Genomic DNA, 15,319 nt, shown 5'->3' with positions numbered 1-15,319 from the left:
TCGGCCGAGCTGTCGCTCAGTTCCCGGGCGTGCCGCACGCCTCCATCTTTACACCCGTCGCGTTCAGGGCTTCGCGACGGTTCTGTGCCCGTCTCAGCGCGCCGATCGGATCGGCGTACAGGCCGCCCAGTGAGACGATCCCGGCGCCGGCCTCCTGCACCCGGTTGCCGAACGCGGTCATCCGGATATCGCGGTGGGGCAGCACCGACCGCTCGGCGAACGCGGCCTCGACCAACTGCATGCCCTCGGGGTATTCGGTGAAGGCCTGGCCGCCGACCACCAGGTCGTCGGGGTTGAGCATGTCGCGCAGCAGGGCCACCGCGCCGCCCAGGACGCGGGCCCGCTCGGCAAGCAATTCCCGGGCGCGCGCCGCGGTCGGGGTATCGCCCTGGCGGGCGGTGCGCAGCAGCGTAGTCATCGACGCGCCGGGGCCGGAGCCGGGCACGATGCCACGCTCGCGGGCCGCGGCCAGCACCGCCTCGTCGCTGACTGTCGACTCCAGTTGCCCACTGCCGCCGAGTAATTCGGAGGTCACCGGCAGCGCGGCGATGGTGCCGGGGCCGCTGATCGGGCTGTGCACCCGGCCGCCGATCACCAGCGCGAAGCCGACGGTCTCACGGGCGTAGACGTACAGGCTGCTCGACGCCTGGGCCTGCGGACGACGCAGCCCGAGCAGCAGTTCGGCGCCGGCCATCGCGTCCACGTGGGATGCCACTGACACCGGCAGACCCAACGCCTCGGCCAGCACCGGGCCCACGGGGGCCTGTGTCCACCCCAACCGGCTGTGGTCGACGTGGCCCGTGCCGCTGTCGACCACACCACCGATCGCCACGCCGATCCATAACGGACGGCGACGATGCCAGCGGCTCAGGTAGCGACGGGCACTGCCGGCCAACGACGCCAGTGCGGCAGCCTGACCACCGCGCGGCGTCGGGGTCTCGACCGCGTCCAGGGTGCGGCCGAGCAGGTCGGTCGCAACGATGTTCGTGGTGCGCGCGCCGATGTGGATGCCGAGAGTCAGGAACGGTTCGTGACGAACCTCGACCGGGACGCGCGGACGGCCGATCGCGCCCGACACGGCCAGATCGGCCCGCTCACGCAGGATCCCGGCATCCAGCAATGCGGCGACCTGCCGGTTCACCGTGGCGATCGACAGGTTGGTGACCTGGGCGATCACATCGCGGCCGATGGCGCCACGCTGGCGGACGGCCGCGAAGACCGATGCGGCAGCCCCATCGGGAACCCGCAGTGACGGGGCCACGACGTGGCGGCGGGTCCGCAGGGGATGCGGGCGGGCCGCGTCATGAACGGCGATGCGGGCCGCGTCATTGGCGGGGATGCGGGCCGCGTCATTGGCGGGGATGCGGGCCGCGTCATTGGCGGAAGTACGGAGCGGATCGCGGGACGAAAGAGCGACGGTACGCATGGGGTGTCCTTCTCGAGTCTTCAGGTGGGAGCAGATGCCACACCTGGCGACGTGAGCGGACGAGAGGAGAAAGTCCGGTCGGGTCAGGCGCAGCGAGTCGCGTGACAACAACACGCGGTGTGCGCGACCAGACAACTGGTCAGACCGATTCGGATCACGTTGGCGAACTTAGCACAGTTACTAGAGTTGGTTCGATGATCACTCCAGACGCCCATTCCCGTGTAGCGGTAGTGACCGGGGCGAGCTCCGGCATCGGCGAGGCGACCTCGAGAGCTCTTGCCGCCCTTGGCTTTCACGTGGTCGCGGTGGCGCGCAGGGCCGATCGCATCGAACGGCTGGCCGACGAGATCAGCGGCACCGCCATTGTGGCCGACGTCACCGACGATGCCGCCGTCGCCGCGCTGGCCCAGAGCGTGCCGCGGGTGGATGTCCTGGTCAACAACGCCGGCGGTGCCAAAGGCCTGGAATCGATCGCCGAGGCGAACATGGACAACTGGCGCTGGATGTGGGAGACCAACGTCCTCGGGACACTGCGGGTGACGCGCGCATTGCTGCCCAAGCTCATCGAATCCGGTGACGGGCTGATCGTCACGGTCACCTCGATCGCCGCGCTCGAGGTCTATGACAACGGGGGCGGGTATACCGCCGCCAAGCACGCCCAGGGCGCTCTGCACCGGACGCTGCGCGGCGAACTCCTCGGAAAACCGGTGCGGCTCACCGAGATTGCGCCCGGGGCGGTGGAGACGGAATTCTCGCTGGTTCGTTTCGGCGGCGACGAACAGCGCGCCGACGCGGTCTACTCGGGAATCACCCCGCTGGTCGCCGCCGACGTCGCCGAGGTGATCGGCTTCGTGGCGTCACGGCCGTCGCACGTCAACCTGGACCAGATCGTGCTGCGGCCCCGCGATCAGGCCAGCGCCAGCCGGTTCAACCGCCGCTCGTAGCCGAATCGGTCGTCGTCGGGGTCGCCGTAGAGGTGGTCGCCGTAGAGGTGGTGGTGGAACTCGTCGTGGACGTCGCCGACGACGAACTCGTCGTTGTCGGGGTCGTCGTCGTGGGTGTGCCAGACAGGGTCGGCGCGTCGCTCGGGGTGGCCGGTGCGCTGCTCGGGATGCTGGTCTCGGGCTGGGTGTCGGACAGCGCCGACATGGCCTTCCATTCGTTCCAGTCCACCGCCCAGTCCCAGATGTCGCCGTCGGCGTAGGACAGCTGGATCGACGTGCCGGTCACCTCGACCGGGTCGCCGTACACGGCGGTGCCGAAGTACTGCTCGGCATCGCCGGTGGACAGGTTGATGCAGCCGTTGGTGACGTTGGTATTGCCCTGCGCACCGGAGCTGGCCGGGTTGGCGTGGATGAACTCGCCGTTGTTGGAGATCCGAACCGCCCAGCGCTCATGGACATTCGAATATCCGGCGGCCTGGTTCGTCATGTAGAAGTCGGCGTACTTCTCGCTGACGACGTGAATGCCGCTGCGGGTCACGTTGCGGGGCTTGTCGGCTTCGCCATAGCTGCACGGGAAGTCCATGATCACGCCCTCGTCGGTGATCACCTGGATGCGGTGCGACGTCGCATCGGCCTTGACCACCTGCCGGCGGCCGATCTCGAAGTCCAGCGTCGAGTCCGTCGCGCCGAAGGAGTCATCGCCGAACTTCACCCCGTAGAGCCGCGCGTCGACGTGGACCTTGGTTCCCGGTTGGTAGTACTCCTTGGTGCGCCAGTGCACCCGCGAGCCGCCCACCTCGTCGGGAAGCCAGGCCCAACTGCCCTCGTTCGGCGGCGTGGTGGTGACGGTCAGCGCCCTTTCGACATCCGGCTTGTGCTCGTCGTCGATCGCGGCGTCGAACTGCAAGATGATCGGCGCGGCCACCCCGACGGTCTGCCCGTCGGACAGCTGGAACTGGCCGTTGACCTGTTTGGTGGGGTTGATCGTGGTGAACGCCGCGGCGATTGGTACCGCCTGCCCGTCGCGTCCGACCGCCGAACCGGTCCAGGTGTAGGACGCGCCGTAGCCCAGCGGTTCGGTGACGGTGAAGGCGGTGCGATCGCGATTGAGCGTGCCGGCCACGGGATTGCCGTCGGCATTGGTCAGCGCGACGTGCTGGAGCCAGCCGTCTTTGACCTCGAGGCTCACCGGGTTGGTGGGCAGCACATCCTTGGCGTCGTCGGCCGGGGTGAAGTTCAGCGACGCCTTCGGCGGGGGTCCCTGCTTCTCGGCCTGTTTGCCAGGGCCACTCATGCATGCCGCCAGCGCACTGGGCGCGGCAACGCCGACCGCCAGCGCTGCCAAAGCGCGTCGCCGGTTGATCGGCGGTCGGTCGGCTGGGCTCACGTCAATCCAAGATACGGAACCCAGCCGCCCGGCGGCCAATCGGCGGAATGTGGGATTCGCCCCACCCCCGCGGGATCAGAGGCCGAAGATCGCCAGGAACGCCGGTGCGGCACCGCCGAACTTCGATCCGGCAAACACGATGTCGCCGGCGCTCAGCGTCACCGTGACGCCGGACTGGTCGGTGCTGTACTCATCCCAGGTCACCCGCAGCGACCGAGCCGGGGAGAAGAACCCGCCGACGGGGATGTGCGCAACGATCGCCGGACCTGTTCCGCCGGTCGGGATCGGCAGGTCGAGCGTGCTGCTGCCGAACAGCAGCGCATTTGTGAACTTCGGTGCGGCCGCCGCCCAGGCGACGAACGCCCCCACCACGTTTCCGCTGCGTGCGGCGGTGACAAAGGTGTTCAGGCTGTCGGCCGCGCTGAGTCCGGCGCCGACGAACGCCCCGGCCGCGCTGGCGGCGAATGCCACCGCCGGCGGCACTTGGAGAGTTCCTTCGGTTAACGCCGTCGTGCTGGTGGTCGGCGGCCCTGCGACAAACGTCTGGGTGCCGCCGAGCGAGAACTTGGCACCGCCGATCGGAGTCTTGGCGGTCACGTCCACCGTCACCGCACCGCTCTGGCCGGGATCCGGGATGGTCACATTCGCCACGAACGAGATCGGGCCGAACGGCGTGTCGATGGTCTGGTTGATCGGCGGAATCGCGGCGTTGGCGGTGGCTGTCTTGACCTTGGCGGCCGGTTTGACGCTGGCTGCGGGCTTGGAGACCGCCGCGCTCGAGGGAGCCGTCGTCACCTTGGCGACCGTGCGGGCCGAGGCGGCCACGGTGCGCTTGGGCCCGGCGTCGGACTTGCCGGACGAGCTCGAGGAGGCCGAACCCGACGCCGAATGGCCGCCGGTATCAGCCGACGCGACAGCAGTGGCGCCGGCCAGTGCGGCGCCGACGCCGAGGGTCAGTGCCCCCGCCCCCAGCCATGTCTTGACGCCCAGTGTGCGGTTGCGTCCGCGATTGACAGTTTTGGTGCTGGCAGTAGCCATTCACATCCCCCGTAGATGATCTAAGCAAACCCGGTGCCGGGCTGACACCCACCATTCTCCGCATTTTTCGTCGCGCGGGTTAATTATCAGAATATTCGCGGACCGGGCACCGGAAGTGCCTACAGCGAACAGCCGACCAGCACCGGTTCCGGCACCAAAGTGATGCCGAAGCTGTCTCGCACACCGTCGCGGACCGTGCGCGCCAGCGCCAGGACGTCGGCGGTGGTCGCACCCCCGCGGTTGGTCAACGCCAGCGCATGCTTGGTCGACAGCCGGCACGGTGCACCATCCGGGCCGGGGTAACCCTTGCCGAAACCGGCGTTCTCGACCAGCCAGCCGGCCGCCAGCTTGACCCCGTCGTCGCCCGGATAGTGCGGCACCGGGCCGTCCACCCGGCCCTGCAGCTCTTCGAATTGCCCCGCGGGGACAACAGGATTGGTGAAGAACGATCCGACACTCCAGGTGTCATGGTCGTCGGCGTCGAGCACCATGCCTTTGCGGGCGCGCAACGACAACACGGCGCTGCGCACGTCGGCAGGTGCGGCCCGCTCCCCCATAGGCACGCCGAGCGCCCCGGTCAGCTCGGCATACCGCAGCGGAGCCGAGCGACCGTCGGTGTCCAGGCCGAATTCCACCTCCAGCACCACCACGTCGGACGAGCCCTTCAGATCGCTGTGCCGGTAGCCGAGACCCAGATCCGCGGCGGGCACCCACCGCACCATCGAGCTGCGCCGCTCGAGCAGCCGGACGCGGGTCAGGCAGTCGGCCACCTCCACGCCGTAGGCGCCCACGTTCTGCACCGGGGTGGCGCCCGCCGACCCCGGGATCCCGGACAGGCACTCCAGTCCGCCGAGCCCGGCCGCGACGGCGGCGACGACCAGGTCATCCCAGACCGCGCCTGCCTCGGCGCGAAGCAGCCCGCCCTGGATGCTGATGGTTCGGCTGGCCAGCAGCACGACGGTCAGGTCGGTGAGGTCGTCGGCGATCACCACGTTGGAACCCCCGGCCAGCACCAGAACCGGGCCGTCGGAGTCGCCATCGACGGTGCCCAATGTCGACACGATCTGCTCGGTGGTGGTGCAGGTGATGAGGCGACGCGCGACCGGACCGACCCGCAGGGTGGTCAGCGGAGCCAGCGACACGTTCTCGGCAACCGCCGCGCCACCGTATGAGTTCCCAGCTGCCACGGCCCGTAACGGTAGCCTCACCAGCTATGCCGCGCTCATTCGACATGGCCACCGCCTACGAGGGCAGCGTCGAACAAGTGCACCGGGCTCTGCGCGACGAGCAGTACTGGCTGGCGCGGTTGGCCGATTCCGGTGCCGACCACGCGTCGCTCGACTCGATTCGGTTGACGGCCGGCGGTGGCGTCGACGTGGCGACCACCCAGGTGCTCAGAGTCGACCGACTGCCTGCCGTGGTCACCCAGTTCCACCACGGCGATCTCGAAATTCGCCGGGTGGAGAGCTGGACCGGACTGGTCGACGGCACAGCCGAGGCAACTGTCAGCGGCGCCATCCCCGGAGCGCCGGTGTCATTGACCGGAAGTGCTCACCTGACACCGGCAGAGTTACAGGCGCACTTGGCTTTTCGCGCCACGGTCGAGGTTCGCATCCCCCTGGTGGGCGGCAAGGTGGAGAATTTCATCGGCCACCAACTCGTCGACCTTCTGATCGCCGAGCAGCAGTTCACCACCAGGTGGATCGCCGAGAACAGCTGACGTCACAGGTACCGTTGGGCACATGTCCCGCCGCATGGACTACGTCATCGGGCTCGACAAGCCCGTCGCTGAGCTCTACCAGAGCTTCACCAGTCGCGAGTACTGGGAAGACCTCGTCGCCGAGCATCAGCAGCACACGGATTCAGAGATGACGCGTTTCCACTCCGACGCCAACGGCACCGACATCGTGTTCACCCACACCGTGTCGCGCCGCGATATGCCGTCGATGATCGCCGCGGTGGTTCCGTTGCGGCTCACCATCACCCGCGAGCAACATTTCGACCCGTTCGACGCCGGGACGAACTCGGCCGACGGGCACTATCGGGCACTGGTGCCCGCCGCCCCGCTGGACTTCGACGGCACCTACGTCCTTCAGCAGACCGGCGCGGGAAGCGAACTGCGCCTGCGCAGCCTCTGCAAGGTCAACGTGCCACTCCTCGGCGGCAAGATCGAAAAGTGGGTACTGGACGGTCTGCGCGGATTGTTCGACAACGAACGGGATTTCACCCGCGACTGGATCGCCAGCCATCACTAGACCACCACGGCCGGTGGGTGTCCCCACCCGCGGCACCACCAACGCCAACCGGCTGCGGCGTGCCGATCGCTGGATGGTCAACTCCCCCCGGGTGCGCGCGGCGCTGGAGTCGGCCACCACCCCGGTGATCGTCGACCTCGGGTACGGCCGATTGCCGGTCACCACACTGGAATTGGCCGCACGCCTTCGCGCGGTCCGGCCCGATGTGCGGGTCGTCGGGCTGGAGATCGACCCGCAGCGGGTGGTGCCCGACGTCGACGGGGTCGAGTTCAGGGTCGGCGGTTTCGAACTCGCGGGCCTGCATCCGGTCCTCGTGCGGGCGTTCAACGTGCTGCGGCAGTACCCCGAAGAGGCGGTGGACCAGGCGTGGGCGCAGATGCGGGCCCAGCTGGCGCCGGGCGGGCTGATCGTCGACGGCACCTGCGACGAGCTCGGGCGGCGCTGCTGCTGGGTGCTGCTGGACCGCGACGGACCGGTGAGCCTCACCCTGGCGTGCGACCCCCGACATATCGACCGCCCGTCCGACCTGGCCGAGCGGTTGCCGAAAGTGCTTATCCACCATAATGTTCCGGGCCAGCCTATCCACGACCTGTTGTCGTCGGCGGACCGGGCGTGGGCGAGCGCGGCCGGGCATTCGGTGTTCGGCCCGCGTGATCGCTGGCGCGCGATGCTGGCCGAGCTGCGGGCGGCCGGTGCCCCCATCGAGGCACAGCGCCGCACCGTCCGGGATGCGGTGCTCACCGTGCCCTGGTCGACGGTCGCACCGGACGTAGGCTGAAGCCATGCGGATTGCGCTGGCCCAGCTGCTGTCGGACACCGACCCGGCCGTGAACCTGAAGCTGGTCGAGGACTACACCCGTCGCGCCGCCGACGCCGGTGCCCGGCTGGTGGCCTTCCCGGAAGGCACGATGTGCCGCTTCGGGGTGCCGCTGGCCCCGGTGGCCGAACCACTCGACGGCGCCTGGGCTGACGAGGTGCGCCGCATCGCGCAGGGTGCGGGCATCACCGTGCTGGCCGGGATGTTCACTCCCGCCCCCGACGGGCGGGTCACCAACACGATCCTGGCGACGGGACCAGACGTCGACGCGCACTATCACAAGATCCACATGTACGACGCGTTCGGATTTGCTGAATCCGAGGCGGTGGCCCCCGGCCGGGAACCCGTCGTGATCACCGTCGACGGCGTCGGCGTCGGGATCACGCTGTGTTACGACGTCCGGTTCCCCGCGCTCTACACCGAACTCGCCGACCGCGGGGCGCAGCTCATCACCGTGCATGCCTCGTGGGGCGCAGGGCCGGGCAAATTGGAGCAGTGGACCCTGCTGGCCCGCGCTCGCGCGCTGGACTCGCAGTCTTTCGTCGCCGCCGTCGACCAGGGTTACCCGGGCGACGAGCTGGCGACGTCGACCAAGGCGCCGACCGGTGTCGGCGGCAGTGTGGTGGCCTCGCCGCTCGGTGAAGTGGTCGCCGTGGCGGGCGCCGATCCGCAGCTCCTGGTGACCGACATCGACATCGATCGGGTCGCGCCGACCAGGGAAACCCTCGCGGTGCTGCGTAACCGCTCAGAGTTCGCTCAGATTGATAAGGCAGAATCGCCCAGGTGACGAATCCGCCACAGGGCCCCAACCATCCCGTCGGCCCCGGCGACCCGACCACGCCGGCATGGGCCGCCTCCCCGGGTCAAGGCACACCCACCGAGTACATCCCCCGACCGGGCGGCCCCGCTGACGCGCCGACTCAGCACATCCCGCATATGCCCCCGCCGTCGCAGACACCGCCCGGCGAGGAGCCGGACGAGGGTAAGCGGGGGTTCCTGCGCGACCCGCTGTCGATCGTGCTGGTACTGGTCATCGTGCTGGCCGTGGTGATTGCCGGGCTGCTGGGCACCGAACTCTACGTGCGCCACGAGGCCGACACCGTGGTGTCGCGGGCCGTCTCCTGCGTGGTGCAGGACCAGGCCGATGTCTCGTTCGGCGCGCGGCCCTTCCTGCTGCAGCACCTGTCGAAGCACTACAGCGACATCCACGTGCAGACCGCCGGCAATCAGATTCGCGGGGCCAAGGGCATGAAGCTCGACCTGTGGCTCGATGACATCCGGATTGACCAGACCGCGAACTCGGCCGGCACGATGGGTTCGCTGGACGCCACGATCGCCTGGACCAAGGACGGCATCAAGGAGACCGTGCAGAACGCCATCCCGTTCTTCGGCAGCCTGGTCAGCGGCGTGAGCACGAGCCCGTCGGACGGCACAATCGAGCTGAAGAGCGCGATGGGCTCCATCACCACCAAGCCGGCGATCTCCAACGGCGGCCTCACCCTGCAGGTGGTGAATCTGACCGGGCTGGGCTTCACGCTGCCGCGGGAAACCGTGCAGCCGGCGCTGGACGCCTTCATGTCGACGCTGACGAAGAACCTGCCGATGGGCATTCACGCGGACAGCGTCGCGGTCACCGACGAGGGCGTCACGGCCAAGTTCGTCACCCAGAACGCGACCATCCCCAACGGCCAGCAGGATCCCTGCTTCGCCGGGGTCTAGCCCGCCAACCCGTCGAGCACCGCTCGCGTCCCGGACAGGCCCAGCCTGGTCGCGCCCGCGTCGAGCATCGCGATCGCGTGCTCGGCGGTGCGGATACCGCCGCTGGCTTTGACGCCGAGCCGACCACCCACGGTCGCCGCCATGATCTCGATCGCGACCACGGATGCGCCGCCGGCGGGATGGAATCCGGTGGAGGTCTTGACGAAGTCGGCTCCCGATTCCTCGGCGGCCCGGCACACCGCGACCAGGGTGTCCTCGTCGGCCAGGCTCAGCAGGGCGGCCGATTCGACGATGACCTTCAGGACAGCTCCGGGCACCGCGGAACGGACGGTCGCGATGTCGGCCGCCACCTGGGCGATGTCGCCGGCCAGGGCGGCCCCGACGTCGATGACCATGTCGATCTCGGTGGCACCGTCGTCGACCGCCGCGAGAGCCTCCTGCGCCTTGATGACCGGCAGGTGCTTGCCCGACGGGAACCCGGCGACAGCGGCGACGACCAGGGCCTCCGGATGCGCGCTCGCGGCCTTGACGGCGACGGACACCATCGACGGGGACACACAGACCGCCAGCACGCCGAGGTCCACGGCCTCGTCGACCAGCGCAATCACGTCAGCGTCGGTGGCCTCGGGCTTGAGCAGCGTGTGGTCGACCAGTGCGGCGACCTGAGCGGGGGTCAGCATCAGAACGGCTCCTCGAGGCCACCCGGATTGCAGCCGGCTTCGGTCATGGTCTGGTCGTCGACCACCGGCCGCCACGGCTCCAGATTCCAGCTGGTCTTGCCGGGCTGACCGAACTCCGCGAACCGGAAGTGGCAGACGAACTGGTCCCGCATCCCGGGCAGGTCGGCCTCGGGTGCCAGCGCCAGCACCTCACCCCAGGCTTCGTCGATGTCGGTCTGCGGCTTGAGCAACTGACCGGCCACCGCGCGGCCGGCCGATGTGGGATAGACCCGCAGGCTTTTCAGATCGCCCCAGGCGGCCCACGTGACGTGGTCGATGTACGGCGGAGCGGGAGTGGGCGCGGCGGCGGCCGGAGCGGCGAGCATCAGCCCGACCGGGCCGGCCAGGAGCACCGCGGCCAGACGGCGTCGAGCGCTCAGCGCGACTTCCCCTGGACCTCGAGCAGCCTGGGCCGCACGTCCACCAGGTAGACGCCGGTGGCCACAGCGGCAATCGCCACGCCGGTGACGCCCAGGAACAGCGACAGCAGACCCGCGACACCGAGGATCACCAGCCACACCGGCTTGGTGAGTTTCTCGGCCGCGGTGTAAGCATCCGGTCGCTGCATCGCCGCATTGACGAACGCATAGATGGTCACCGCGGTGACCACCCAGAAGACGACCTGAAGAACAAGACCCGCCACACCTTGCAGCATCACGGCTACAAGCGTAGGCGGGTCTTGTCCTTACGACGAATTGCTTCTGCTTACTTCTGGGTGACCTTCTTGGCCGGCGCCTTCTTGGCGGGAGCCTTCTTGGCCGCAGCCTTGGCCGGGGCGGCCTTCTTGGCCGGCGCCTTCTTGGCCGGAGCGGCCTTCGTGGCGGGGGTGGCCTTGGCGGGCAGTTCGACACCGACCAGCTTGGCGGCGCGCTCACCGACGGCGCGGGTCTGCGACGACACGTTGCCCAGGGCCTCCTGGGTCAGCTCGACGGCCTGGTCGACGTAGCCCTCGGCACGAGCGGCGACGTCCTTGAGGTCCGACTGGCTGCGCAGGCGCTCCAGGGCGGCCTCGCCGCGCTCGACGAGGCTGTTGTAGGTCGCGGTGGCCGACTCGACGTAGCCCTCCGCAGCCTTGCGCAGCTCCTCGCTGGACAGCCGGCCGCGCAGCTCCTCGGCGCGCTGCGGCAGGTCTTCCTGCAGCTTGGTCAGCGCGGCGCGACGCTCTTCGACGCGGGTGCTGGCCTCGCTGCGGGCCTCTTCGGCACGGTCACGCAGAGTCGCGAGGATTTCGTTGACGGTGGCCAGGGCCAGATCGGCAGCGCCGACCGCAGCGAGCAGCGGGGCCTTCAGATCTTCGACATTGGGGTTGTTCTCAGCCATCGTAGTGGCTCCTTTCACATGTGGATGTTGTTGTCTGGTAATGGTTTTCGTGGGTTGCTGGTCTGTTACTCAGTGAGGAACTCCTCACGGGCAGCTTCGTTCTGCTGACAGAACGAGGTGTAGATATCGAGCAGCACCTGCTTCTGACGCTCGGTGATCACGGTGTCGCCGATGATCGCGTCGTGCACCAAGCTCGCCTCCCCGGGCTCGAGAATTCCCGCCCGGATGTAGAGCACCTCGGCCGATAGCCGCAGCGCCTTGGCGATCTGGCTCAGCACCTCCGCAGACGGCTTCCGCAGTCCCCGTTCGATCTGACTGAGGTACGGGTTGCTGACACCGGCCTTCTCGGCCAACTGCCGCACCGAAACCTGAGCGGCTTCACGCTGCGCCCTGATGAAGCCACCGATGTCATGCGCGGCGTTGGATACCACGGCCTGAAGATCGCCGTCTTGCGCCATGAGTTCCCTCCCGCCGCGATGGGTGTCCGATGCGTACGAACGCCACCCTACGCGGGGGTGCTAGCTTTTGCAAGCACTCGTGCTAGCGCAGGTCAGAACAGTAATTGCGCCACGGTGTAGATGATCAAGCCGGCCAGCGAGCCCACCACGGTGCCGTTGATCCGGATGAATTGCAGGTCGCGTCCGACATGCAACTCGATGCGCCGGCTCGCCTCGTCGGCGTCCCAGCGCTCGATGGTGTCGGTGATGATCGTGGTGATCTCCGCCCCGTACTGGGCGACCAGGTGCTGCGCGCCGCGCACGATCCAGTTGTCCACCTTGTCGCGGAGTTCGGCATCGTCGCGCAGCGACTCCCCGATCCGCATCACCGACTCGGTGACGCGGGTTCGCAGGGTGCTCTGCGGGTCGTCGACGCCCTCGAGTACCAAGCGTTTCAACGTCTTCCACGCCGTCTCGGCCGCCCGTGCGACCTCGTCGCGTTCCATCAGCTGCTCTTTGACCGCTTCGGCGCGCGCAATGGTCGCATCGTCGTTCTGCAGATCGCTGGCGAACTCGAACAGGAATCGGTTGGCCGATTGCCGCAGTTCGTGATTCGGGTCGCGCCGCACTTTGTCGGTGAAATCCATGAGCTCACGGTGAATCCGGTCCCCCACCAGCTGGTCGACGAATTTCGGTGACCAGCTTGGTGAGTCACGGGTGACCACCCGCTCGATCGTGTCGCCGGCATTGAGCGCCCACTGGAACGCGCGGTCGCACAGCAGCTGGATCAGGGCTTCCTGACGGTTCTCCGCCAGAAGTTGCCCGAGCACCCGGCCCACCGGCGGCCCCCACTGCGGTTCGGCGAGACGACGGACGATGGTGCGATCGATGACCTGCTGGATGTCGTCATCGTTGAGCAGCTCCACCACGACCCGCAGCACGGTGCCCGCCTCGGTGGCGACCCGCTCGGCATGTGACGGCTCGGATAGCCACTTGCCAAGGCGCCCAGCGACTTCGGCGTCACGCAGCTTGGTCTCCACCACCGCGGGCGACAGGAAGTTCTCCCGCACGAACGTGCCGAGCCCCTCGCCGAGCTGATCCTTTTTGCGCTTGATGATCGCGGTGTGCGGGATCTTGAGCCCCAGCGGGTGGCGGAACAGCGCGGTGACGGCGAACCAGTCGGCCAGCGCGCCGACCATCCCGGCCTCGGCGGCCGCCCCGACGTACCCGATCCAGGCCGGGCCGCCGTGGGCCTGGCCCCAGCGGCAGGCCAAGAAAATCACCGTGGCACCGAGCAGGAAGCTCAGCGCCACCGCCTTCATCCGGCGCAGGGCACGTGCTCGTTGCGCGTCCGCCTCCGGGTCGGCACCGGCGAACGATTCCGCAAGCGAGGTACCTGTGCGGACTGCCTCCGCGGGCAACCCCGGGAGGCGATGTTTGGCTGCCACTCCACCATCATCCGCTATCCCGCGACCCAGTTAATGTGACGCTGCCCTCGGATCAGACCGTAGAATCGTTGCGAACGAGGGGAACGGACTCCGCGATAGTGGCACAGAACATGAGCCATGGCCTGGACGGCAGCCGGGCCAAGACAGACGGTCGCAAGCGACGCTGGCATCAGCACAAGGTCGAGCGACGCACCGAATTGGTGGACGGCGCGCTCGAGGCCGTCCGCCAACGCGGCCGTGACGTCAGCATGGACGAGATAGCTGCGGAAATCGGTGTGTCAAAGACCGTGCTGTACCGCTATTTCGTCGACAAGAACGACCTCACCACCGCGGTGATGATGCGCTTCGCGCAAACCACCCTCATCCCCAACATGGCCGCCGCCCTGTCGTCGAACATGGACGGTTTCGACCTCACCCGCGAGATCATCCGGGTGTATGTGGACACCGTCGCGGCCGAGCCCGCAACGTACCAATTCGTGATGGCAAACAGTTCCGCCAGCAAAACCAAAGTCATCGCCGACTCGGAGCAAATCATCGCCAGGATGCTCGCCGTGGTCCTGCGCAGACGCATGAAGCGGGCCGGGATGGACACCGGTGGCGTCGAGCCCTGGGCTTATCTGATCGTCGGCGGCGTGCAGTTGGCGACGCACTCGTGGATGTCGAACCCGCGGATGAGCAGCGACGAGTTGATCGACTACCTGACGATGCTGTGCTGGAACGCCCTGTGCGGCATCGTCGAGGCGGGCGGATCGCTGAAACGGTTCAACTCCGGCCCGCATCCGTCTCCGACGCTGCCGCCGCTCATTTGATATACGGGCCGAGCAAGGTATCCCACGAACTGCTCAGCTTGGTGTACTCGTCCTCGCAACCATCGGCGCGGTCCTGGGGCAGCGCGCCGCTGCTCACCAGATCGGCGTTGCCCGTGGGATCGGCGCCGTAGACCCAACACTCGAGGTTGTACATCCGAGCCAGATCCAGTGTGTGCACGTCGGCGAGCTGACCTTCGTCGATCTCGCCGCCCCGCTGGTCGCTGTATCCCTTGAACTCCCGGGCGAAGTCCTTGACCGCCTGGACCGATTCCGGGTCGATCTTCCCGTCGGGGCCGGGTGCCAGCAGGATGTACGCAGCCAGCTGATCGGCGACGTCCTCTTCCCGCCCGGTCGCCGGCAGGTCGTAGATGTCGATCACCATGTGCCCGGTCTCGTGATAGAACGTCGCGATCTCGGAGTTGATCGCCGAGGCCGTCGGGTCGGGGTCACCGGCCCTGGTGTAGATGCTCAGCGCGTCGGCGGCGTCTTCGTAGCAGATGGTGACCGACTTGGCGTCGGGGCTCCAGTACGCGTTGGCCGTGCCGCACTGCTTGCCGATCAGCGGGATGTCGAACGGCAGCTTCAGCGACTCGTTGATGCCGTCGGCCAGATCCTCCAGCAGATGGTCATTCTTGATCAGGTCGCGACCCGTCACCGCCTCCGGCGAGGTGGCGTCCTCATAGGTCGCCGTCATCTTGCCCGGCCAGTCGTTGTCGTCGGCCGAGGAGTCCGGAACGCCGTTCTCGTTGACGTCCGGTTGTCCCGACGGCGTGGCAGATGCCTGAGCTGTCGACGGGGCCACCACCGACTCCGACGTCGATGTCGCTGAGGTGTCGCGTCCACAACCGGCGGCGGCCACCGCGACCGCAAGCACCGCTGCACTGATCGACCAGGTTCGCGCCCGCACCAATCCCCCCGAGGCTCATCCGCACATAAGCACATGATGTTAACTGCCTGCCGGGGAAAACGGACGCGCACGAGCGCAGGAAACCCAACCTCC

Annotated in this window: 18 protein-coding genes; 7 read left to right on the top strand and 11 right to left on the bottom strand. The window is 68.0% G+C overall.

Features of this window, described 5'->3' with window-relative positions; translation table 11 throughout:
• Positions 1-16: 16 nt before the first annotated feature.
• A complete protein-coding gene (locus CRM90_RS01860; protein WP_233209114.1) occupies positions 17-1,426 on the bottom strand; it encodes an ROK family protein in 1,410 nt (469 codons plus the stop codon).
• Positions 1,427-1,620: 194 nt separating this feature from the next.
• On the opposite strand from CRM90_RS01860, the gene CRM90_RS01855 reads away from it, so the two are divergent.
• A complete protein-coding gene (locus tag CRM90_RS01855) occupies positions 1,621-2,370 on the top strand; it encodes an SDR family NAD(P)-dependent oxidoreductase (RefSeq protein WP_102805292.1) in 750 nt (249 codons plus the stop codon).
• Here the strand turns inward: CRM90_RS01855 and CRM90_RS01850 are convergent.
• The 3 genes from CRM90_RS01850 to CRM90_RS01840 all read right to left on the bottom strand — a co-directional run bounded on the left by CRM90_RS01850 (position 2,354) and on the right by CRM90_RS01840 (position 6,003).
• Positions 2,354-3,757: a L,D-transpeptidase gene (locus CRM90_RS01850; RefSeq protein WP_102805291.1), complete on the bottom strand. Its 1,404-nt coding sequence runs from the start codon at positions 3,755-3,757 to the stop codon at positions 2,354-2,356. The two genes, CRM90_RS01855 and CRM90_RS01850, sit on opposite strands and share 17 nt — an antisense overlap.
• A 75-nt stretch (positions 3,758-3,832) precedes the next feature.
• Positions 3,833-4,795, bottom strand: coding sequence for a hypothetical protein (locus CRM90_RS01845; RefSeq protein WP_102805290.1), 963 nt, complete (start codon positions 4,793-4,795; stop codon positions 3,833-3,835).
• Between the two features lie 119 nt (positions 4,796-4,914).
• Entirely contained in the window at positions 4,915-6,003 is a 1,089-nt protein-coding gene (locus CRM90_RS01840) for a UDP-N-acetylmuramate dehydrogenase (protein WP_102805289.1), read from the bottom strand.
• A 5-nt stretch (positions 6,004-6,008) separates the two neighbouring features.
• Between CRM90_RS01840 and CRM90_RS01835 the strand changes: the two genes are divergently transcribed.
• From CRM90_RS01835 to CRM90_RS01815, 5 genes are read left to right on the top strand one after another with little or no spacing between them, the layout of a single operon-like run.
• On the top strand, positions 6,009-6,515 hold the full coding sequence (locus CRM90_RS01835; protein WP_102805288.1) for a DUF2505 domain-containing protein: 507 nt from the start codon (positions 6,009-6,011) through the stop codon (positions 6,513-6,515).
• Between the two features lie 22 nt (positions 6,516-6,537).
• Positions 6,538-7,050 carry a DUF2505 domain-containing protein gene (locus tag CRM90_RS01830; protein WP_102805287.1) on the top strand — a complete coding sequence of 171 codons (513 nt, stop codon included), beginning with the start codon at positions 6,538-6,540 and terminating at the stop codon, positions 7,048-7,050.
• On the top strand, positions 7,043-7,828 hold the full coding sequence (locus CRM90_RS01825) for a class I SAM-dependent methyltransferase (protein ID WP_102805286.1): 786 nt from the start codon (positions 7,043-7,045) through the stop codon (positions 7,826-7,828). Before CRM90_RS01830 ends, CRM90_RS01825 begins: the two co-directional genes overlap by 8 nt.
• Positions 7,829-7,832: 4 nt before the next feature.
• Entirely contained in the window at positions 7,833-8,654 is an 822-nt protein-coding gene (locus CRM90_RS01820; protein ID WP_102805285.1) for a carbon-nitrogen hydrolase family protein, read from the top strand.
• Positions 8,651-9,586: an LmeA family phospholipid-binding protein gene (locus CRM90_RS01815; RefSeq protein WP_370509118.1), complete on the top strand. Its 936-nt coding sequence runs from the start codon at positions 8,651-8,653 to the stop codon at positions 9,584-9,586. Before CRM90_RS01820 ends, CRM90_RS01815 begins: the two co-directional genes overlap by 4 nt.
• Here the strand turns inward: CRM90_RS01815 and deoC are convergent.
• From deoC to CRM90_RS01785, 6 genes are all read right to left on the bottom strand, one after another.
• On the bottom strand, positions 9,583-10,266 hold the full coding sequence (gene deoC / locus CRM90_RS01810) for a deoxyribose-phosphate aldolase (protein ID WP_199189733.1): 684 nt from the start codon (positions 10,264-10,266) through the stop codon (positions 9,583-9,585). The genes CRM90_RS01815 and deoC overlap by 4 nt on opposite strands.
• Positions 10,266-10,631, bottom strand: a complete 366-nt coding sequence (locus CRM90_RS01805) for a DUF2599 domain-containing protein (RefSeq protein WP_102805393.1) — start codon at positions 10,629-10,631, stop codon at positions 10,266-10,268. The genes deoC and CRM90_RS01805 overlap by 1 nt, the downstream gene beginning before the upstream one ends.
• Positions 10,632-10,681: 50 nt before the next feature.
• Entirely contained in the window at positions 10,682-10,957 is a 276-nt protein-coding gene (locus CRM90_RS01800; protein ID WP_199189745.1) for a DUF2516 family protein, read from the bottom strand.
• Positions 10,958-11,010: 53 nt separating this feature from the next.
• Complete coding sequence (locus tag CRM90_RS01795; protein WP_102805283.1) at positions 11,011-11,625, bottom strand: heparin-binding hemagglutinin; 615 nt, start codon at positions 11,623-11,625, stop codon at positions 11,011-11,013.
• Between the two features lie 65 nt (positions 11,626-11,690).
• Positions 11,691-12,083 carry a helix-turn-helix domain-containing protein gene (locus CRM90_RS01790; protein WP_102805282.1) on the bottom strand — a complete coding sequence of 131 codons (393 nt, stop codon included), beginning with the start codon at positions 12,081-12,083 and terminating at the stop codon, positions 11,691-11,693.
• Between the two features lie 92 nt (positions 12,084-12,175).
• Positions 12,176-13,510: a DUF445 domain-containing protein gene (locus CRM90_RS01785; RefSeq protein ID WP_233209113.1), complete on the bottom strand. Its 1,335-nt coding sequence runs from the start codon at positions 13,508-13,510 to the stop codon at positions 12,176-12,178.
• Positions 13,511-13,620: 110 nt separating this feature from the next.
• Between CRM90_RS01785 and CRM90_RS01780 the strand changes: the two genes are divergently transcribed.
• Positions 13,621-14,319: a TetR/AcrR family transcriptional regulator gene (locus CRM90_RS01780; RefSeq protein WP_102805391.1), complete on the top strand. Its 699-nt coding sequence runs from the start codon at positions 13,621-13,623 to the stop codon at positions 14,317-14,319.
• Here CRM90_RS01780 and CRM90_RS01775 read toward each other — a convergent pair.
• Positions 14,312-15,226: a DUF4344 domain-containing metallopeptidase gene (locus tag CRM90_RS01775; RefSeq protein WP_102805280.1), complete on the bottom strand. Its 915-nt coding sequence runs from the start codon at positions 15,224-15,226 to the stop codon at positions 14,312-14,314. The two genes, CRM90_RS01780 and CRM90_RS01775, sit on opposite strands and share 8 nt — an antisense overlap.
• Positions 15,227-15,319: the final 93 nt, after the last annotated feature.

This window comes from Mycobacterium sp. ENV421 (genome assembly GCF_002887815.1).
GTDB lineage: Bacteria > Actinomycetota > Actinomycetes > Mycobacteriales > Mycobacteriaceae > Mycobacterium.
Note: the sequence above shows the minus strand (reverse complement) of the source record. Positions and strands in the feature narration are given on the sequence as shown.

Coding starts and splice junctions, on each gene's coding strand:
- CRM90_RS01790 (WP_102805282.1), bottom strand. CDS start 12,083: ATGGCGCAAGACGGCGATCTTCAGGCCGTGGTATCCAACGCCGCGCAT.
- CRM90_RS01780 (WP_102805391.1), top strand. CDS start 13,621: ATGAGCCATGGCCTGGACGGCAGCCGGGCCAAGACAGACGGTCGCAAG.
- CRM90_RS01795 (WP_102805283.1), bottom strand. CDS start 11,625: ATGGCTGAGAACAACCCCAATGTCGAAGATCTGAAGGCCCCGCTGCTC.
- deoC (WP_199189733.1), bottom strand. CDS start 10,266: ATGCTGACCCCCGCTCAGGTCGCCGCACTGGTCGACCACACGCTGCTC.
- CRM90_RS01805 (WP_102805393.1), bottom strand. CDS start 10,631: ATGCTCGCCGCTCCGGCCGCCGCCGCGCCCACTCCCGCTCCGCCGTAC.
- CRM90_RS01830 (WP_102805287.1), top strand. CDS start 6,538: ATGTCCCGCCGCATGGACTACGTCATCGGGCTCGACAAGCCCGTCGCT.
- CRM90_RS01820 (WP_102805285.1), top strand. CDS start 7,833: ATGCGGATTGCGCTGGCCCAGCTGCTGTCGGACACCGACCCGGCCGTG.
- CRM90_RS01855 (WP_102805292.1), top strand. CDS start 1,621: ATGATCACTCCAGACGCCCATTCCCGTGTAGCGGTAGTGACCGGGGCG.
- CRM90_RS01860 (WP_233209114.1), bottom strand. CDS start 1,426: ATGCGTACCGTCGCTCTTTCGTCCCGCGATCCGCTCCGTACTTCCGCC.
- CRM90_RS01835 (WP_102805288.1), top strand. CDS start 6,009: ATGCCGCGCTCATTCGACATGGCCACCGCCTACGAGGGCAGCGTCGAA.
- CRM90_RS01845 (WP_102805290.1), bottom strand. CDS start 4,795: ATGGCTACTGCCAGCACCAAAACTGTCAATCGCGGACGCAACCGCACA.